At 71.9% G+C, this 19,279-nt stretch carries 16 protein-coding genes and 1 tRNA gene; 10 read left to right on the plus strand and 7 right to left on the minus strand.

Annotated elements, in window-relative coordinates:
* Nucleotides 1-69 precede the first annotated feature (69 nt).
* From ADK36_RS38595 to ADK36_RS38610, 4 genes are all read left to right on the plus strand, one after another.
* Nucleotides 70-1,125 carry a permease gene (locus ADK36_RS38595; protein WP_053200905.1) on the plus strand — a complete coding sequence of 352 codons (1,056 nt, stop codon included), beginning with the start codon at nt 70-72 and terminating at the stop codon, nt 1,123-1,125.
* Nucleotides 1,122-1,847 carry a TIGR03943 family putative permease subunit gene (locus ADK36_RS38600; RefSeq protein ID WP_048585608.1) on the plus strand — a complete coding sequence of 242 codons (726 nt, stop codon included), beginning with the start codon at nt 1,122-1,124 and terminating at the stop codon, nt 1,845-1,847. Before ADK36_RS38595 ends, ADK36_RS38600 begins: the two co-directional genes overlap by 4 nt.
* A gap of 76 nt (nt 1,848-1,923) precedes the next feature.
* Nucleotides 1,924-3,144, plus strand: a complete 1,221-nt coding sequence (locus ADK36_RS38605) for an amidohydrolase family protein (protein WP_053200907.1) — start codon at nt 1,924-1,926, stop codon at nt 3,142-3,144.
* A 125-nt stretch (nt 3,145-3,269) separates the two neighbouring features.
* Nucleotides 3,270-3,458: a ferredoxin gene (locus tag ADK36_RS38610; protein ID WP_048585610.1), complete on the plus strand. Its 189-nt coding sequence runs from the start codon at nt 3,270-3,272 to the stop codon at nt 3,456-3,458.
* Here ADK36_RS38610 and ADK36_RS38615 read toward each other — a convergent pair.
* From ADK36_RS38615 to ADK36_RS38630, 4 genes are all read right to left on the minus strand, one after another.
* The gene (locus ADK36_RS38615) at nt 3,448-4,221 is read right to left on the minus strand and encodes a glycosyltransferase family 2 protein (protein WP_234330041.1); all 774 of its coding nucleotides are present in this window, start codon (nt 4,219-4,221) and stop codon (nt 3,448-3,450) included. The genes ADK36_RS38610 and ADK36_RS38615 overlap by 11 nt on opposite strands.
* Nucleotides 4,218-4,823 carry a UTRA domain-containing protein gene (locus ADK36_RS38620; RefSeq protein WP_425315352.1) on the minus strand — a complete coding sequence of 202 codons (606 nt, stop codon included), beginning with the start codon at nt 4,821-4,823 and terminating at the stop codon, nt 4,218-4,220. The genes ADK36_RS38615 and ADK36_RS38620 overlap by 4 nt, the downstream gene beginning before the upstream one ends.
* A 295-nt stretch (nt 4,824-5,118) precedes the next feature.
* Nucleotides 5,119-9,228 carry a WD40 repeat domain-containing protein gene (locus ADK36_RS38625; protein WP_048585612.1) on the minus strand — a complete coding sequence of 1,370 codons (4,110 nt, stop codon included), beginning with the start codon at nt 9,226-9,228 and terminating at the stop codon, nt 5,119-5,121.
* 386 nt (nt 9,229-9,614) lie between these two features.
* The gene (locus ADK36_RS38630; RefSeq protein ID WP_053200909.1) at nt 9,615-9,896 is read right to left on the minus strand and encodes a hypothetical protein; all 282 of its coding nucleotides are present in this window, start codon (nt 9,894-9,896) and stop codon (nt 9,615-9,617) included.
* Between the two features lie 195 nt (nt 9,897-10,091).
* On the opposite strand from ADK36_RS38630, the gene ADK36_RS38635 reads away from it, so the two are divergent.
* The 6 genes from ADK36_RS38635 (at nt 10,092) to ADK36_RS38660 (ending at nt 17,207) form a co-directional block, all read left to right on the plus strand.
* The gene (locus tag ADK36_RS38635; protein ID WP_048585633.1) at nt 10,092-10,760 is read left to right on the plus strand and encodes a Crp/Fnr family transcriptional regulator; all 669 of its coding nucleotides are present in this window, start codon (nt 10,092-10,094) and stop codon (nt 10,758-10,760) included.
* 135 nt (nt 10,761-10,895) lie between these two features.
* Entirely contained in the window at nt 10,896-11,666 is a 771-nt protein-coding gene (locus ADK36_RS38640; protein ID WP_063776941.1) for a hypothetical protein, read from the plus strand.
* Nucleotides 11,659-14,028, plus strand: a complete 2,370-nt coding sequence (locus tag ADK36_RS38645; protein ID WP_053200911.1) for a hypothetical protein — start codon at nt 11,659-11,661, stop codon at nt 14,026-14,028. Before ADK36_RS38640 ends, ADK36_RS38645 begins: the two co-directional genes overlap by 8 nt.
* On the plus strand, nt 14,025-15,098 hold the full coding sequence (locus tag ADK36_RS38650; protein WP_053200913.1) for a hypothetical protein: 1,074 nt from the start codon (nt 14,025-14,027) through the stop codon (nt 15,096-15,098). The genes ADK36_RS38645 and ADK36_RS38650 overlap by 4 nt, the downstream gene beginning before the upstream one ends.
* Nucleotides 15,091-16,521, plus strand: coding sequence for a DUF4407 domain-containing protein (locus ADK36_RS38655; protein WP_053200915.1), 1,431 nt, complete (start codon nt 15,091-15,093; stop codon nt 16,519-16,521). The genes ADK36_RS38650 and ADK36_RS38655 overlap by 8 nt, the downstream gene beginning before the upstream one ends.
* A gap of 152 nt (nt 16,522-16,673) precedes the next feature.
* Complete coding sequence (locus ADK36_RS38660) at nt 16,674-17,207, plus strand: Pycsar system effector family protein (RefSeq protein ID WP_048585618.1); 534 nt, start codon at nt 16,674-16,676, stop codon at nt 17,205-17,207.
* A 128-nt stretch (nt 17,208-17,335) separates the two neighbouring features.
* Here ADK36_RS38660 and ADK36_RS38665 read toward each other — a convergent pair.
* The 3 genes from ADK36_RS38665 to ADK36_RS38675 all read right to left on the minus strand — a co-directional run.
* Nucleotides 17,336-17,409 (minus strand) — tRNA-Pro (locus ADK36_RS38665).
* Nucleotides 17,410-17,442: 33 nt separating this feature from the next.
* A complete protein-coding gene (locus ADK36_RS38670) occupies nt 17,443-18,252 on the minus strand; it encodes a Pr6Pr family membrane protein (RefSeq protein WP_053200916.1) in 810 nt (269 codons plus the stop codon).
* A gap of 143 nt (nt 18,253-18,395) precedes the next feature.
* Nucleotides 18,396-19,279 (minus strand): metallophosphoesterase (locus ADK36_RS38675; RefSeq protein WP_234330042.1); only part of this gene is annotated, 884 nt, incomplete at its 5' end.

Consider the following 19,279-nt stretch of genomic DNA (forward strand, 5'->3'; position numbering starts at 1 on the left):
ACGCTCCGCCGGCCGTACTGGAGGGGAGGGAAACCAGCGCCCTTCCGCACCACCGGAGGTACCTCGCCCGTGGCGATCACCAAAGCGGCCCCGCAGAAAACCGGCGAGACCGGCGAGACCGGCGAGACCGGCGAGACCGGCGAGACCGGCGAGACCGGCCGGGCCGGGCAAGAGGGCCGGCACCTCAACTCCCCCCTCCTCCTCACCATGCTCATGGTCGTGCTGGTGCTCCTCCAGAGCCCGATCCGCCGCGCGCTCTCCGCTCCGGTCATGCAGAGCTGGACCACGGTGTTCGTCGCGGTGATGGTCCAGGCGCTGCCCTTCCTGGTGCTGGGCGTGCTGCTCTCGGCGGCGATCGCCGTGTTCGTGCCGCCGTCCTTCTTCGCCCGCGCCCTGCCCGGCCGCCCCGCCCTCGCCGTTCCGGTCGCCGGCGCGGCCGGCGCGGTGCTGCCCGGCTGCGAGTGCGCGTCCGTGCCGGTGGCCGGGGCGCTGGTCCGGCGCGGCGTCGCCCCGGCCGCGGCGTTGACGTTCCTGCTGTCCGCCCCCGCGATCAACCCGATCGTGCTGACGGCGACGGCCGTCGCCTTCCCCGGCAACCCGGAGATGGTCCTCGCCCGTCTGGTCGCCAGCCTGCTGGTGGCCTGCGCGATGGGCTGGCTGTGGCTGCGCCTGGGCCGGACCGACTGGCTGAAGCCGCCCTCCCACCCGTCCCACGACGGCCAGAGCAAGGGCGAGGCATTCTGGGGCTCCGTCCGGCACGACGTGATGCACGCCGGCGGGTTCCTGGTGGTCGGCGCGATGGCGGCGGCGACCCTCAAGGCGATGGCGCCGGAGAGCTGGCTGCGCGCGGCGGCCGACAACCCGGTGCTGTCGGTCCTCGCCCTCGCGATCCTCGCGGTGGTGCTGTCCATCTGTTCGGAGGCGGACGCGTTCGTGGCGGCGTCGCTGTCCCAGTTCTCGCTCACGGCCCGGCTCACCTTCCTCGTCGTGGGCCCGATGATCGACCTGAAGCTGTTCGCGATGCAGACGGGCACCTTCGGCCGCGCCTTCGCCCTGCGCTTCGCACCGGCCACCTTCACGCTGGCCGTCGTCGTGTCGGTGCTGACCGGGTGGGTGATCCTGTGAACCGCCAGGCCCAGTCGGCGGTCCTGTTCCTGCTCGGCGCGTCCCTGCTGCACGCGGGCACCACCGACCTCTATCTGCGGTACGTCAAGCAGGGCCTGCGCCCGCTGGTGCTGGTGTCCGGCGCGGTGCTGATCGCGGCGGCGGTGGCGACGGTCTGGTACGAGCGCAAGCGGGCACGACGGCACAACCCGGACGGCGCCCAGGGCCATGTCCACCCCGAACCCCGCGTCTCCTGGCTCCTCGTCCTGCCCCTCCTCGCCCTCATCCTGGTCGCCCCGCCCGCCCTCGGCTCCTACAGCGCGACCCGCACCGGCACGGCCCTCCAGGAACCCCTCGCCTACCCGGCCCTCCCGGCCGCCGACCCCCTGCCCCTCAGCGTCGTCGACTACGCGGGCCGCGCCGTCTACGACCACGGCCGCACCCTGCGCCACCGCCAGGTCCAGCTCACCGGCTTCCTGGCCCTGGACCGCGACGGCACGCCCTACCTCGTCCGCATGGCCCTCAACTGCTGCGCCGCCGACGCCCAGCCGGTCAAGGTCGCCCTCACCGGCGAGGTCCCGCCGGTCCTCCAGCCGGACACCTGGCTGCGGATCACCGGCACCTACACCCCGCGCCGCGCCGAGGACCCGGTCAACGGCGGCCCGATCCCGTTCATCGAGGTCACGGAGGCGAAGCCGGTGCAGGCACCGAAGGATCCGTACGACGAGAGCTGGAACGGCTGACGCCGCTCTCTCTTGCCGCTCCCCGGGACGCCCTCTACGCTGAATCTGATGGGTCGTCAGATTCGGGAGGCGTGGCGTGGCCAGTTCCGAGAGCGGCACGAAAGACCTGCCCAAAGTCATCAGCGTGGACGATCACGTGATCGAGCCCGCGCACCTCTTCGAGACCTGGCTCCCGGCCAAGTACCGGGACCGGGGTCCCAAGCCCCTCACCGCGGGGATCGGTGAACTGGAGTACGTCGGCGGGAAGTACCGGTTCACCACGGACCCGGAGGGCCAGATCACCGACTGGTGGGAGTACGAGGGCGGCCTCTTCCCGTACAAGCGCATCATCGCGGCCGTCGGCTTCTCCCGGGACGAGATGACGCTCGACGGGATCACCCGGGAGCAGATGCGGCGCGGCTGCTGGGACCCGAAGGCCCGGCTGGCGGACATGGACGTCAACCATGTCGAGGCATCGCTCTGCTTCCCGACCTTCCCCCGCTTCTGCGGCCAGACCTTCGCCGAGGCCAAGGACAAGGAGGTCGGGCTGGCCTGTGTGCGCGCCTACAACGACTGGATGGTCGAGGAGTGGTGCGGCGACAGCGGCGGCCGCCTCATCCCGCTGTGTCTGATCCCGCTGTGGGACATCGACCTCGCGGTCGCGGAGATCCACCGGAACGCGGCGCGCGGGGTGCGCGCGGTGACGTTCAGCGAGATCCCGACGTATCTGGGGCTGCCGTCCATCCACTGCGGTTACTGGGCCCCGTTCTTCGCGGCCTGCGAGGAGACCGGCACGGTCGTCAACATGCACATCGGCAGCAGCTCCCAGATGCCGGCCGCGTCGCCCGACGCCCCGCCCGCCGTCCAGGCATCCCTCAGCTTCAACAACGCCATGGCGTCGATGATGGACTTCCTCTTCTCCGGGGTGCTCGTGAAGTTCCCACGGCTGAAACTCGCGTACAGCGAGGGCCAGATGGGCTGGATCCCGTACGCCCTGGAACGCGCGGACGACGTCTGGGAGGAGCACCGGGCCTGGGGCGGCGTGAAGGACCTGATCCCGGAGCCGCCGTCGACGTACTACTACCGCCAGATCTTCTGCTGCTTCTTCCGCGACAAGCACGGCATCGAGGCCATCGAGACGGTCGGCGTCGACAACGCCACCTTCGAGACGGACTATCCGCACGTCGACTCGACCTGGCCGCATACCAAGCGGGTGGCCGAGGAGCATGTCGGCGGGCTCTCGGACGAGGTGGCGTACAAGCTGCTGCGCGGAAACGCGATCAGGATGCTCGACCTCCCCTTCGATCAAGGGGATTGAGGAGAAGCGGGGGGGAGCGGGAGAAGCGGGGAGGAGCGAAGGAGCGAGGAGGGTTGAACGGGCTCACCGGGTGGGCAGTGCAGTGGTGAAAGTCCATGCCGGGAGTGCGTACGACGGGAGCGCGGATGAAGGTCTCCATCGACCCGAACCTCTGTTACGGCTCTGCGGAGTGCGTGCATCGCGCCCCGTCGGTCTTCGAGTTCGTGGACGACTACGGCGTGGTGCGCCCGGGCCGGGAGGAGAGCGGCGGCGACCCGCGGGTCCGGGAGGCGGCCGAGAAATGTCCCTCCCAGGCCATCGCCCTCACCGAGTAGCGGGCGGATACCGCCACCCGAACGAGCCCAGGGCCCGCGCCCTGGCCTCCACCACCGCCATCCGCGCCGCCCGCTCGGCCGGGTCGATGTGCGAGGACTGCCCCGTCGCCTGGCCCTCCCACTTCCGGTAGAGCAGCCCCACCTCGGCCGAGAACCAGCCCCGGCTCACGGAGTTGAGCGCCAGCAGCAGCCCCGTGTCCTCGGAGGCGGGCAACGCCATCCAGCCGCCGAGCGCGAGCAGCAGGTCCCGGCGTACGCACAGGGTCGCCGGGTGGACCTGGGCGCGGAAGTCGTTCGCCGCCCAGAAGTCGAGTACGGCGCCCCGTTCGACGGGCCCGTCGTCGGGGTCGCCGGGGAAACCGGCCGTCGACCCGTCCGGCAGAAGGTCCAGTACCCGGGAGGTCGTCCAGCCGATGGCGCGGTCGGCCTCCAGGGCGGCCAGGTCGCGGGCGAGCGCCCCCGGGGTGAGCTGGTCGTCGGCGTCCAGGATCTTCGCGTACTCGCCCTCGGTGTGCGCGAGCGCGATGGTGCGCGCGACGCCGGGGCCCCCGGGGCGGCCCTGACGGAAGGTCACGCGCGCGTCGTCGGGGACGTAGGGGCGGACCTCGTCGGTCCGCCCGTCCTCCTGGATCACCCAGTGCCACTCCCAGCCGGCCGGCAACTCCTGCGCGCACAGCGACTTGTGGGCCTCGGGCAGGAACATCGCCGACGGGCCGTGGACAGCGGTGACGACGATGAGGCGCCGGGGCACAGCGGCGCTCACCACCTTTCCAGGGAAGTGGTGAAGAGCAGCTCGGCGCGGTCGCCGGGCAGCGTGACCTCGGAGACGTCCACGACGCGACCGGTGATGTCGTACGACGTCTTGCGCAGCCGGATCACCGGCGCCCTCGGCGGCAGGCCCAACTCCCGGGTCTCGCGCGGCGTCGGCGGTCGCGCGGTGACCCGCTCCTCGACCCGGCCGACCTCGATGCCGACCGTGAAGAGCTGGTTCTGGGTGCCGCCCGGCCAGGGCTCGTTGGCGGCGTCCAGCAGCTCGGGGTTGGCGGCGATCATCTCGCGGACCAGGTAGGACGTCACCAGGCTGAACGGGGCGCGCTCGGCGGCGGACCGCGTCCGGTAGGTGCGTTCCAGGAGGGGGGTTCCCTCCGGTACGCCGAAGACGTACGCGAGTTCCGGGGGCGCGGCGACCTCGCGGTAGCGGGCGTGGAAGACGAGGTCCCGCACCTGGAGGCCGGTCTCGTGCTCGGTGGCCCCGGTCGCGGCCCGGGTGGTGAGCGGGCGGCGGGCCCGGTCCTTCTCCCACTGGTGCCGGTGGTTGTCGCGGAGCAGCGCACCGCGGGTGCGGTGCGGTTCGTCCGTGATCACTTCGTACGCCTTCGGCACTGGCGGTCACCGGCTTGTTGTCCGGGGTCAGACACGATCAGCGTACGACTCCTCGCGAGGGCGTGCCGGTCGGGGCGGGCGCCGCCCCGGGTGTCGCGGACATGCGAAGGCCCGATCGCTGGCGACGGGGGATGCACCAGCGATCGGGCTGCACCCACAGTAACAAGGCTGCCTGCCTCACGGGAGCCGCCTGATCCGCTGTGAGGAGGGGTTGTGATCGGGATCACGGAAACCGCTGTCCGTCGAACCCCCGTCATCTCACTGTGTCCCGGTCCCGTCACGGAGCGCACGGCGGCTCGTAGGACAGCCGGGGAAGGTACTCGTGCCACTTCTCCCGGGTCAGTACGCCCTGCGTCGTCGCGCAGACGCGGCGGATCGCCTGGTCGACGTCCAGGTTCCAGAGCCGGACGGTGTCGGTGCCGCTGGAGACGCCGAGCATGTGGCTCGTGGGGCTGAACGACAGGAAGTTGCCCGTCTTGGCGTTGGGGCTCATCGCCTGGCCTATGGGCGAGGCCTCCGACGGGCTGGCGACCTTCCACAGCCGGACCGTGTTGTCGTTGCCGCCGCTGGCCAGATAGCGGCCGCCCTTGCTGAACGTCAGGGAGACGACCGCCTCGGTGTGACCGGTGAGGGGAGCGCCGTGCGGGGTCGCCGCGCGTGTGTCGGTGACGTCCCAGAGCCGCACGGTGTCGTCGTCGCTGCCGCTGGCCAGCGTATGGCCGTCCGGGGTGTAGGCGAGCGCGTTGACCGGCCCGGTGTGACCGGTGAGGGGCGCGCCGAGCAGGGTGGGACGGCGAGGGTCGGTCACCTTCCACAGCCGGATGGTGGCGTCCGCGCTGCCACTGGCCAGGGTGCGGCCGTCCGGGCTGAAGGCGAGGGAGTTGATGTAGCCGGTGTGCCCGGTGATGGGCGGGCCGAGCGGCACGACATGGGCGGGGTCGCTGACGTCCCACAACCGGATGGTGCGTTCGTCGTATGCGGTGGCGAGCGTGCGCCCGTCCGGGCTGTACGCCAGCGCGTCGGGCCCCATGAACCGGGTGCGCAGCAGGATGGGGGAGTCGTAGGGGGCCGGATGGGCCGGGTCCCGCACGTTCCACAGGCGCACGCTCTGCTCGCCCGTCGTCACCGCGAGCGTGTGGCCGTCGGGCGAGAACACCTGTGAGCGCTGGCCGGTGTCCCCGGGCAGGAACGGCTTGCTCAGCGCCACCGGCCGGGCGGGATGGCGTACGTCCCACAGCCGGATCCGTCCGTCGCGCGCGGCCGTGGCGAGCACCTTGCCGTCCGGGCGGAACGCCCCGTTGCCGCCGACCATGTCCGACGTGGGGATCGACCACAGGCGCACCTTGCTGTCGCCGCTGCCGGTGGCGAGGGTACGGCCGTCGGGGCTGAACCCGAGCGCGTACATCTCCCCGCTGGCGCCCGCGAGGGGCTCGCCGACCTGCGAGGGATACGCCGGGTCGCGCACGTTCCACAGGCTCGCCGTGCTGTCCGCGCTGGCGGCGGCGAGCATGGTGCCGGCGGGGTTGAAGGCCACCGACCAGATGGGGCCGGTGTGCCCGGTGAGCGGTGCGCCCAGCTGGGTGCCGTGCCGTGGGTCGGAGACGTCCCAGAGCCGGATGGTGTCGTCGGAGCTGCCGCTGGCGAGGGTGCGGCCGTCCGGGCTGAAGGCGACGGAGTGCACCAGGGCGGTGTGGCCGGTCAGCTTGGCGAGCTCCTTCGGCCGGTTCCGGTCGGCCACGTCCCACAGCCGGATGGTGTCGTCGTCGCCCCCGGCCGCCAGTGTCCTGCCGTCGGGGCTGAAGGCCACCGACCGCACGGCGGCCTCGGCACCCTTCAGCGTGGCGAGCGCCTTGGGCCGCCCGGGGTCGGCCACGTTCCACAGCCGCACGGTCCGGTCCTCGCTGACGGACGCGAGGGTGCGGCCGTCCGGGCTGAAGGCGACCAGGTAGATCGTGCCGTCGTGCCCGGTCAGGGGCGCGGTGAGCGGACGCGGCCGGCTCGGGTCCCGTACGTCCCACAGCCGGACCGTGCCGTCGTCGGCGGCGCTGGCCAGGGTGCGGCCGTCGGGACTGAAGACCGCGCTGCTCACCCAGCTCGTGTGCCCGGTCAGGGGCTTGCCCAGGGGCTGGGGCCGCTCCGGGTCGGCCACGTTCCACAGCCGTACGGTCCGGTCGTAGCTCGCGGTGGCCAGGAGCTTTCCGTTCGGGCTGAACGTGGTGAGGTAGACGGCGCCGGTGTGGCCGCGCAGGGGTGTGGCCAGCGGGGCGTTCACGATGGAGATCAGCCGGCTGGTGGTGTCCTCGTCGTCGGGGCGCAGCCGGTGGGCCACCAGGCCGAGCTGGGCGGACAGCGACGGGTCCGTGTACTGGAACCGGTCCGCCTCGGCGAGCACCTGCGCGAAGACGGCGTCGTCGCGCTGCTGCCAGGCGACCACCGCCGCGCCGACGGCCAGCATCGCCAGCGCGACCAGCGCCGCGACCGCGCTCCGCATGATCCAGACCGTGCGCCGGCGCAGCCTGACCGAGGCCGCCAGGAACTCCACCGCGCTCCGGGTGAGGAAGGTGTCCCCGGCGGACCGCGCCCAGCCGTGCGCCTGCTCCAGCCGGGAACCCCGGTACAGCAGCGACGAGTCACGGTTCGAGCCCTCCCAGGCCCGGCCGTCCTCCTCCAGCCGCTGACGCAGCAGATTGCCCTGCCGGTCCTCGTCGATCCAGTCCCGCAGCCGCGGCCAGGCATGGAGCAGCGCCTCGTGCGTGATCTCCACGGTCTCCGCGTCCAGCGTGACCAGCCGGGCCCGGACCAGCGCTTCGAGCGACTCCTCCGTCTTGCCGGGATCCGTCGACTCCGCCGCCAGCTGGCGCCGCGTCCCGCGCCGCCGGGTCGCGGCGGTGTCCTCGCCGAGGCGGACCAGCCTGAGCAGCAGCAGCCGCGCGGCCGTCCGCGCCGCCGGGTCGAGGCCGGACCAGGCGCGCTCGGCGGTGGCGGCGACGGCCCCCTGGATCCCGCCGGCCGCGCGGTACCCGGCGAGCGTCAGCCGCCCCGCCTTGCGCCGCTGCCAGGTGGCGAGCAGCGCGTGCGACAGCAGCGGCAGCACCCCCGCGTCGTGTGTCCCGCGCGGCCCGTCGGCGCTCACCTCCCGCACGATCAGCTCCGCCAGTCCCGGCTCCAGCTCCAGCCCCACGGCCTTGGCCGGCCCGGTCACCGCCTCGCGCAACTCCGGCGTCGTGAGCGGCCCGAGCACCATGTGCCGGTGCTGGAGCGCGTCGGCCAGGTCGGGGTGGGCCAGGCACTGCTCGTAGAAGTCCGCGCGGATGCCGAGGAGGACGAGGACGGGCGGCAGGTCGCCGGGTTCGGCGGGGGTGCAGGCGGCGTGCAGGAGCCGGATGAAGGTACGGCGGTCGGCTTCGTCGGGGCAGAGGGTGAAGGTCTCCTCGAACTGGTCGACGATGAGCACGGCGGGGGCGGAAGGGGAGGCAGGGGCGGCGGAAGGGTCGCCGGGGTCGGCGGCGGAGGCTTCGCGCCGGGCCCAGGCGAGGACGGCGGCGCGGGTGGCGTCCGCGAAGTCCGTGGATCGGCGGGCGGCACCGGTGCCGGACCCGTACGGCCCGTCGAGGCCGGCCGAGCCCTCCGGGCCGCCCCCGCCCGGCTGCTCCGGGTCCTTCGACTCGTCCGACTCCTTCGACTCGTCCGAGGAGGAGACGACATCGGCGAGTTCCGGTATCCGACGGGTCAGCTCGCCGAGCGGATCGGCACCCGGCACGAGCTGCACCACCGTGCCGACCGGCCCGCCGCTCCCACCGCCCAGCGCGCCGTTCCGCAGCGCGGGCACGAGGCCGGCGTTCAGCAGGGAGGACTTCCCGGCCCCCGAGCCGCCCACGAGCATGACCAGTCCGCCGGTCTTCTCCACGGCACGGAGCTGGGCGACCAGGGCGTCTGTACTCCGCTCCCGCCCGAAGAACCACCGGGCGTCCTCCCGCCGGTACGAGGCCAGACCCCGGTACGGACACACCCCGCCGGCCACGGCGGGGGCGTCGACGGCCGGAGCCTGTTCTTCCTCTTCCCCGGACGTGGCCCGCTCCCACAGGCGCTGCCACTGGCCCAGGTCGTACAGGCCCGCCGAGACGGGCGTGGGCCGCGCGCGCCGCGCCTGCGGGATCAGGACGTGCAGTACGGCCGACAGCGCGGCGAACTGGGCGGGCACGTTCCTGGCCCGACGCCAGTCGCTGATCCGCTGAGCGGACACCCGTACGGGTCGCCCTCGTTCGTCGACCCGCTGAAGCCGGACGACCGCCTCGGCCACACTCTTGAGGGGAGGGTTGCCGGCCTCCTTGTAGAGCAGCGCGAGCCGTTCCGCGAAGGCTGTGCGTGCCGCCGAGTCGGAACTCAAGGCCTCCCCTTCCTTACTCCGCCGCACCTGGATATCCGGACCGGAAAACTCACTTTATACGGCTGACCTGCGGTTAATGAGGCGTCCGGACACCGGATGCTCCTCGTGCGCACCTCCGGCTGGCAGGATCACGACGCAAGTGCGCATCTCTCGCGCGTCCCCCAGGCAGGCCACCAGCTCCAGAGCCCGGAGACCTCACTCATGGCGCCGCATGTTCCCGGACACCTTCCGCAGGATGGCCGTCCCAAACAGCCACCCGCACCCGGCGCCGCCCCGATCCTGCTCGATCCGCACTGACCCGCCGACGCGGGACGGCACGGATCGACTCCTCCCCGCCGTTCGGCACCGGTCCCCACGAGGGGAGGGACCGGTGCCGGACGACGCGGTCAGCAAGACGAAAGGCACACCTGGGCCGTGTCCGCACGGCCTGGCCGTCGGGCAGCGCCGCCGCGCGATGCTCCCACGCCGTGCGGACGTCCTCCCCGAACGATCCCGAACCGGGGGATGACCGCGACGCGGCGTCCCTCCGCGCCGTCGAGCCAGATCTCCACCGAGCGCTCCGCGATCGCCGCGTCGAGCTGCGCGAGCTGGTCGCCGTACTCCCAGGCCGGTACCGAAGGGGTCGTGAACGGTCCGGCGGCCTGCGCCCCGGCGTCGGGCGTGTCCACGAGTTCGTGTGGAGAACGCTCATTCGGTCATTTCCGGCTGCGAAGCGAGAAAACAGGCCACATGCCGTTCGGGCCGTGTGCGGGAACACCGCTTGACGGCAGCATGGTCAGGCATTTGAGGGGCGCGCTGCGCCGCGGAGACCGTCGGGGGTGCTGGTGAATCGCGCGTGGCCGCCGTCCACCTTTCTCGGCCTGTTGCGGAATACGACACGTGCCGAACTCCTGGAACAGGGCACCCCGATCGCCTATCCGCCGCATCGGGCACTACTGCAACAGGGCGAGGAAAGCCGGCACGTCCTGTTGGTCACGAGCGGTGTCGTGAAGGTGGTCGCCAGCACGGAGAGCGGCTACGACATGCTGCTCGCCGTCCGTATAGCGGGTGAGCTGGTCGGCGAGATGGCGGCCTTCGAGGAGCGCCCCAGGTCCGGCACCGTCGTCGCGTGCAGTGACGTGACCGCCCGGATCATCCAGGTGAGGGCGCTGGAGACCTTCCTCACTCGCCACCCGGACGCCATGCGGGCCATACTCCACATGCTGTGCGCCCGGCTGCGCTGGGCCAACCGGCGCCGGATCGACTTCCAGGCGTACGACTCGCTGACCCGGCTGGCCCGGGTCCTGGCCGAGCTGAGCCAGGCCTACGCCCAGCCCGTGCCGGACGGCGACGGCAAGCGGTGCGACCTCGGTGTGACGCTCACGCAGAGAGAACTCGCGTCGCTGGCGGGCCTGGCGCTCAACACGGCCGAAAAGAACCTGGCCGCACTGGCAGCCATGGGGCTGGTGGAACGCAGTTACCGAAACATAACCATCTGTGACGTTCCGAAACTGCTGGAATTCGCCAAAGTCGTTGCCGACAACCCGTATTGATACGGAATCACTTCACCCGCTCTCTCCTAGCCTCTCGGGCACGCACTACATGGGCAATGTCCGCCCATGGCCTGCCCAGAGAGGAATGATCGGGTGGATGAGTGGCCCGGGTTCTACCCCTGCACCTGTATAGCCGTGGACGCACAGTCCTACGGCAGCAAGAACGACCGTAGGCAGTCCGAAACCCAGCACGACCTGCCGAGGCTCCTCGACCGGGCCGCCAGGGGCGCCGGCCTGGACCGCGCGCAGTGGCACATCCAGCGCAAGGGCGACGAGCAGCTCGCGGTGCGCCCCCTGGACGGCACCGAGCCACGTCTGGTCGACGACTACGTCCGCCATCTCGTCGCCGAGCTGCGCGAATACAACGCCCAGCGCGTTCCCGACGCCCGGATGCGGCTGCGGGCCGTCATCCACCAGGGACTGGTGGCGCTGGCCGACAACGGCTTCGCCGGCACGGCCGTGGTGGCCACGGCGCGCCTGCTGAACGCGCCCCCGCTCTACGACGCCCTGGCCGCGCACCCCCACGCAGACCTGGCGCTGTTGCTGTCCGACGACGTGTTCCGGTCCATGGTGGTGGGCGGCCACACGACCCTGACCACCGAGGACTTCACCCACGTCACCGTCCGGGTGAAGGAGTACGAGGCCACGGCCTGGCTGCGCGTGCCCGCGCTCGGCGCACCGGCCGCCGCCTCACATGAGCCCGGGACCGCGGAGCCGGGGAAGCCCGCGGTCCCGGCGTCGGGGGAGCCCGCGGCGGACCGGTCCGCACCGGCCGCCGCGGGCGGAGCCGACGGCGGGGCGCGGATCAGCAACGCCTACCAGGCCGACCAGGTCAACGTCACCAACATGGCCGGACCCGTGGATGCCCGGGGAGCCGTCTTCGGCTTCGGGAGCGCAGGTGGCTGACGCGTCGGACCCGGCCGACGGCGGACCGGTCATATCGCCCGTATCACCCGTGCCGCCCGTGTCGCCTCCCGGCGAAGACGTCACGCCGCCGCCCACGCCGGACGCCGCCGGCGCCGCGGCAGCGGCCGGGGAGGACGCCCTCGGCCCGGATCCCGGACCGGAGGGGAAGGCGGAGTCGGCGGAGGCGGCGGAGGCGGCTTCCGAACGGCGGAAGGAACAGGACGAACGTGAGGAGGACGACCGGGGCTACGACGATCTGCGCCGCGTCCACCAGCTCGTCAACAACAACTTCTACGGGGGCGTCGACGCCTCCGGAGCGGCGTTCGGCTTCGGCGCCGCCTCCTCTCCCGGGCTCGCCCCCGGCACCATCGAGCCTGAAGAGACGGACCGCGCCCTGCGGTTCTACGTCCCGCCGCAGCTCTGCTTCGACGAGGCGCTCGGCAAGCTGCACGACCACGCGCTCGTGGTGCTGACCGGCCAGGACAACTGCGGCCGGGGCGCCGGCTCCCTCGCCCTGCTCAGGAAGATCCTGGGCGAGGGAGCCAGGCTGCGCAGCCTGTCGCCCGCCAACGCCCTCGCCGAGCTGGCCGCTTCACGGGACCTCAAGCCGGGGCAGGGGTACGTCATCCTCGACTACGTCGGCGAGCTGCAGGCCGAGGCCGTGCAGGCGTACGAGATCGGGCGGCTGAGCGAGGAACTTCGCCGCAAGGGGTCGTACCTGGTCATCACGGCCGACGACACGGCCCGCCGCCGGCTGGCGCTGCGGGACCACTGCGTGCCGTGGCGGGCCCCGGACCCCGTGGAACTGTTCGATCACTGCCGGGAGAAGCTGCCGTACGGCGACCTCGAACCGGACACCGAGAAGGAGCTGCTGGAGCGGGTCGGCGAACAGCGGCGGCCGGCGGACGTCGTCGCCGCGGCCGTAGCGCTGTCCCAGAAGGGCCCTCAGACGGCGCTGGAGACCCTGCGCGACCGGCACCGGGAGCTGGTCCAGGCGTGGTTCCGCAAGCGGCCGGGCGCGGACGACCTGCTCGCGCTCGCGGCACTGGCCTTCCTGGAGGGCATCCCTGAGCGGACGTTCGAGAAGGAGTGCGCCGCTCTCGCCGCTCATGTGCGCAACTGGGAGCAGAGCGGCGAGACGCCGGTCGCCGAGCCGGACGGCCCGGCCGGGGCGCCGCTGAGCGGTGCCGTGACCGGACAGTCCCGGGCCCGGTGGCGCGAGCGGGCGGTGGGGCTCGTGACCACGGAGTTCCGGCTCGGTCCGAGCCGCGACGCCGGCCGCAGTGAGCGGTGCCTGGTCTTCACCTCGCCGCGCATCCGCGAACTCGTCATCGCGGAGCTGCACGACCTCTACGGCTACGAGCTCTGGTATCCGCTGCGCCGGTGGCTGGGCGAACTCGCCCTGCTGGGCGACCTGGACACCCGGGCGGAGGTGGCCCGGGGCGTGGCGCTCCTCGCCCGGTACGCGCTGGTCGAGGTCGACGAGAACCTGCTCCAGGTGTGGTCCGAGGGCATCACCAGCCAGCGGGTGACCGCCGCGCTGACGCTCCAGTTCATGTGCGACGTGGAGCACCTCGCCCCGCAGGCCCGGAACATCGTCCTCAGCTGGGTGGACAACCGCGGTGCCGGACGCGCGGTGACGGCGGCCATGGCGCTGACGGGGCGCCTCGGTTCGCTCTACCGCCTGGAGGCGCTCAACTGGCTGTGGTTCCTGGCGAACCGGGGCGAGCGGGTCGCGTTCTCGGCCCGCCGCTCCCTGGTCCTGCTGCTCCAGACCGCGGAACAGAACCCCGAACGTGCCCTGTTGATCCTCCGGTACGTACGGACCGTGATCGCGAAGGCGGGACCGGGCTCCCGGGAGCGGTCCATCGCCCTGCGGACCGCCGTCCAGCTCCTGGAAGCCAACCGGCTGGAGGCTCCCTGCGAGCCCTTCACCGCGGCACTGCTGCGCACGGTCCCGGACAGTGCCCGCCACCTCGGGGCGCTGTGGGCGAACGTCCTGCACAGCAGCAGCCGGAGCCGTGCGGTCAGCGCGCTGTGCCGGACGCTGGTGCAGCTGCGCGACGACCCGTCCGTCACCGGCGCCGTACAGGAACTCGGCGAAGCCATGCGCAACGCCATGAGCCCCAGGCAGTGGACCGCGTTGCGCCACCACCTGTCCATCGCGCTGAAGCACCCCGACTACGCCATCCCCGGCGCCGGCCGGCTGGCACAGGTGCTCCTCGGATCACTGCGCGGCCGGACGCCGACGGACGCGAGGCGCTCCACAGCGTCCCTCACCTCCCCCCGACCCCCCGGCTCCCACCGGTCCAGCCGGTCCACCCCTCCCTTCCCTTCCGCTCAAGGAGGCAGAAGCAAGTGAACTACCCGGTCATAGCCGAGCACATCCTGGCCACGGTCCAGGGCACCTGGTGGTCTCGGCGTCGCCGCCGAGAGGACGTACCGCAGCTGCCGCCCGGCGCGGTCTACGTCTTCAGGGTCGGCGGGAACTACCGCACCTTCCCCGAGGGCATGGTGTTCGACCCGTCCCACCCCGACGTGCTCGACGCCTCCTCGGTCAGCCTGGTCGACACCCGGGCACGCCTGGTCGACGTGGAGCGCCCGCTGCCCTCGGTGAGCGAGGCGGACAACTTCACCATGCGGGCGTCCTTCACCTGCCAGGTGACCGACCCGACCGTCATCGCCCGGCAGGGCATCATCGACGTCACCGTCCCCCTGCGCGCCTACCTGATGGGCGACAGCGACCTGCCCAGGGTGAGCGCCGGACACCGCGTGGAGGAGATCAACGCGGTGCGCACCGAGGCCGGTCACCGGATGACCGCCTACAGCGCGATCGTGCCGCCGCGCGTCGCGGGCATGAGCGTCGAGTTCGTGAACGCCGAGGTGCACGCGTCGGACGACCTGCGGGACTGGGAGCAGCGGCTGCGCGACGAGCGGCGCTCCTGGGAACTCCAGCGGGGACAGCGCGACTTCGAGACCCAGGACGCCATGCGGATCGCGGAACTGCTCTCCCAGGGATCCGACCACGTGGACGCCTTCGGCATCGCCCGCAAGGAGATCGACGTCACCGAGGCGGCGGCCCGCATCCACCGGATCACCGAGGAGGACTCGGCCCGCCGCCACAAGGCCGAGACGACGGCCCGGGCCCACGCGCAGTCGCTGGAGACCTCGGAGGCGCAGATGCGCCGCGAGATGCTGCTGACGCTGCTGCGGCAGATGGGCGGCAGCGAGTACGTCGACTACCACCAGGTCCTGGAACAGGTCCTGCGCGAGACGGGCGGCCAGGCCGCCCCCGGCATCGGAGCCGCCGCGGACACCGCCCGCATGGTGGAGTCGGGGCAGGCCCGCCCCGGTCGCCCGGCTGTGGTCCGGGACGGCTCACGCGACCCGCAGGGCGGTTTCGTCAAGGACGAGGACGATCTCGTTGACTGAGTTCCTGACGAACCACGCGACGGCCTCGGCCTCCGGCACGGCGGCCGACCAGGAAACCGGCGAGACGGCGCCCTCGCGAACACCGAACCTCCGGACCACGGCAGGAACCGCCGGCGACGGGTCCTCCGCCCGAACCCCCCGCCGCCGGCGGGTCGACTCCGACCCCGCGCGGCGGCTACGCACCCTGACCGGTGTCGACGAGGAGTTGCTGGCCAAGGTCAGGTACGAGCGGAGCAAGTACACGGCCCTCGGCGGGGTGGTGCTCGGTACCTCCGTCATCGCGGCGTTCTCCATGTGGAACTTCGCGACCGAGGCGCTCGGCAGGGTCTCCCTGATGGCCATGGTCCCGACGGTCATCTGGATGCTGTTCGTGCTCAACCTCGACCGCTGGCTGGTCACACCGCAGCCGAACGCGCGGCGACGGGTGGGGCCGCTCCTCACGCGTCTGCTGATCGCCCTGCTGCTGGGCACGGTGATCGCCGAGCCGCTGGTGCTGCGCATCTTCCAGACGGCCATCGAGGAACGCGTCGCCGACGAACGCACGGACGCCGTCGACCAGTTGCGCACGAACCTGGTCCGCTGCAACCCCGTACCGTCCACGACGCGGACCGTCACCCCGGAGGGCTGCGACAGGACGTACGTCCTCTCCTTCCGCGCGACGCCCGGCGAACGGGTCGAGGAACTGGCCGCCCTGCGCTCGGACGCCGCCGCCCTTCAGACGCGGGTGGACCGGGACAGCGCCAGGCTGGAGGACATCGACTCCGAGGTACGGGACGAGTGCCGCCGGCTGGTCCGCATCGCCGCCACCGGCCTGTACCAGCGGACGTCAGAGTGCCTGCGCCTGCGCGACAAGGCGCGGGACTACCGGACCACCCACCGCACCGGTGAGAACGAGAAGCGACTCGCCGGCATGAACACCCGCATCTCGGAGATCGAGGCCGAGCTGACCTCGTCCCGCAGCGAGTTCCTCGAAGCCCGGGCCGACGGCATCGAGCAGCGGCTGGACGCGGAACGCGCGAAGCAGAAGGAGATCGGCGTCCTGGAGCGGATCCGGGCGCTTGACGAACTCGCGAGCGGGAACCCGGTGCTGTTCGTGGGCATCTGGCTGGTCCGCCTGCTGTTCATCCTGCTGGACGTGCTCCCCGTGCTGGTGAAGTACCTGAGCGGCGAGACCGCGTACGACCGGATGCTCACCAGCGAGAGCAACAGCGCGGTCAAGATCCACAGCGAGGAGGTACGGATCGCGGAGCGCCGGGCCCTGGCGAAACTCGAGATCGCCCAGGACGCCATCGAACAGGAGGTCCGACGCCACCGCGCCGAGTCCGAGGCGGCGTTCCGGGAACACACGGCGGCAATGAACATCCGGGTCCGGCAGGCGGTGAACGCGCTGGAGGACGAGATCCGCCGCTCGTCAACGGTCTGACGCACCCGCAAGCACCAGGACACAGCACACAGCACACAGCAATACGGCAACACAGCAACACGGCAACACGGCACCACGGCCGCCCCGCTCGCCGGGGCGGCCACGGGCCACCGGCCACCGGCGACCGACGGAAAGGAGGGAGAGACATCACCATGACCACACCCGGAGGCGCCCCCGACACGAACCCCGACAACACGCCCGACCGGGGCGCCGAACTCGCCAGGGTCCTGCTGTCCGAGGCGCGCGAGGAACTCGTGCGCGCCGACGGCAAGGCCGGCCTCCTGCTGGCGTCCCTGGGAGCGACCTTGACCGCCCTGCTCGGCGCCATCGGCAGCGGCGTCATCACCCCGCGGCACTACCCGGTCGTCCCGCAACTACTCCTCTGGGTGGGCTGCGCCGCCTGCGTACCGGCACTCGCCCTGCTGGGCCTGGCCGTGACCCCACGGCTGGGCAACCCCCGCCCCTCCCGCACCCACTATTTCGGCGACGCGAGGCTGGCCCTTTCGCTCCCCCACCTGAGACGAACCGTCCGCCGCACCGACCCCGTCTCCCGTGACCTGAGCCAATTGGCGATCCTCTCCCAGATCACCTGGACCAAATACCGCTGCATCCGCCACGCACTGGCCTGGGGCACGGCCTTCTTCACGCTCACACTGCTGGGCATCGTGACGGGAGCGTCGACTTGAGGTCCGTGGGACCACTGCGCGCCGACCTGACCGCCGCCGACCCCTGCGTGCTCCGACCGAGCCCCCCAGAACCACGCAGGGGCCTGACCCGCGATGCGGATCAGGCCCCTGACCTGGTGTTTCGGCTGTCGGGGTGGCGGGATTTGAACCCACGACCTCTTCGTCCCGAACGAAGCGCGCTGCCAAGCTGCGCTACACCCCGATGTCGCTGCTTGTCGCGGCGACGACGTTTACTTTAGCCCACCGGTGGCTGGAGACGAAATCCGGTTTTCGCGCGTTGGTGGACGCGATGGCGGAGCGGGTTGGGGCGGGCGTGGTCGAGGGCCACGAGGAGGATGGCCAGGGCATAGGTGGCGAGGCCGATGAGGAGGGCGTTGGCCAGGATGCTCCGGTACCCGTGCTGGGCCACGTCGAGGAAGGGGTAGAGGTAGCGGGCCGGCGTGCCGGGGACGAGCAGTTCGCCTCGGGTGAGGGTGAACGCCAGGTAGGTGAGGGGGTAGAGCATCCAGGTCGCTGCCGGGCGGAGGCGCAGTTGGCCCGGGGCCGTCAGGAGCAGCCAGTCCAGCAGGGCGGCGATGGGTGTCGCCGTGTGCAGGACGTGGGTGGTGATCACGTGCCAGCCGGTCGGGCCGGTGGCCTCGCCCGTGAGGACGCCGGGCAGCATGAACGGGCTCGCCTCGTTCGCCAGGAGCACGTGATAGGTGAGGCCCGTGATGATGGCGTAGACCAGGGTTGCGCCCGTCAGTGCTGGGGGGAGCGGGCGGCGGGCGGTCCAGGCGCGGCGGGCCGAGAGGGTGAAGATCAGGGCCAGCAGGATGTTGCTCTGGATCGCGAAGTGGCTCAGGGTGCGCAAGGGGCTGCCGAGGGCCAGTTCAATGGCCACCGCCGCGGCCGCGACCAGGGCGACCAGCAGCCGGCACGTGGCGGCCATGGGGCGGCGGGCCGGGGCCACCACCGCCGTGGCGGGAACGTGGGAGGGCAGCAGCGCGGGGATGCCCGGTATCGCGGGGAGGTCCGGGATGTCCCTGGGTATCGGGGCGGTCATGCCCTCACGCTAAGCAGGGTGGGCAAAACGGGCGATACGGGTGGTCCGTGCGGGTTACGTGCCGACCGGCTGCCCGACTCGCCCTCTTGCCCGCCTTGCTTGCCCCGCCTGCCCCGCCTGCGCCGCTCCTCCCTTTCCCGCGACTACTCCCGCCCCACCAACGTCAGCAACGTCGCCTCCGGCGGGCACGCGAACCGGAACGGCGTGTATCGGTTCGTGCCGCAGCCTGCCGAAACGTGGAGGTAGGACGTACGGCCCTCCGCCGTGTGCGTGGACAGGCCCTTCACGCGGTCCGTGTCCAGGTCGCAGTTGGTGACCAGAGCGCCGTAGAAGGGGATGCAGAGCTGGCCGCCGTGGGTGTGGCCGGCCAGGACCAGGGGGTAGTCGTCGGCCGTGTACGCGTCCAGAACGCGCAGGTACGGCGCGTGGACCACGCCCATCGCGAAGTCGGCGGCGCCGGATGGGCCGCCCGCCACCTGCTCGTACCGGTCCCTCTTGATGTGCGGGTCGTCCAGGCCGGTGAGCTCGACCGAGACGCCCTCGACCTTCAGCGTCCCGCGCGTGTTCGTCAGGTTGAGCCAGCCCGCGGCGTCGAAGCCGTCGCGCAGGTCCTCCCAGGGGTTGTGGAGCGCGCCGACGGCGGGCGGGTTGCCGTTCAGGCCGTGGCGGCCCTGGGTCTTCTCCAGCAGGTAGCGGGCGGGGTTGCGCAGCTTGGGGCCGTAGTAGTCGTTCGAGCCGAAGACATACGCGCCCGGGAACTCCATCAGCGGGCCCAGCGCGTCGAGCACCTCCGGCACGCCCTCCGGGTCGGACAGGTTGTCGCCGGTGTTGATCACGAAGTCGGGGCGCAGACCCGCCAGCGAGCGCAGCCAGCGCTGCTTCTTGCGCTGGCCGCCGACCATATGGATGTCGGAGACCTGGAGCACGCGCAGCGGACGCATGCCCGCGGGCAGAACGGGGATCGTCACCCGTCGCAGGCGGAACGAACGGGCCTCGAAACCCGCCGAATAAAGCAGACCGGCGGCGC

Source organism: Streptomyces viridochromogenes (assembly GCF_001270495.1).
In the GTDB taxonomy this organism is placed as follows: domain Bacteria; phylum Actinomycetota; class Actinomycetes; order Streptomycetales; family Streptomycetaceae; genus Streptomyces; species Streptomyces viridochromogenes_A.

Excerpts from the sequence above, each read along its gene's own strand:
- ADK36_RS38610 (WP_048585610.1), top strand. The coding sequence starts at position 3,270 with ATGAAGGTCTCCATCGACCCGAACCTCTGTTACGGCTCTGCGGAGTGC.
- ADK36_RS38660 (WP_048585618.1), top strand. The coding sequence starts at position 16,674 with ATGACCACACCCGGAGGCGCCCCCGACACGAACCCCGACAACACGCCC.
- ADK36_RS38670 (WP_053200916.1), bottom strand. The coding sequence starts at position 18,252 with ATGACCGCCCCGATACCCAGGGACATCCCGGACCTCCCCGCGATACCG.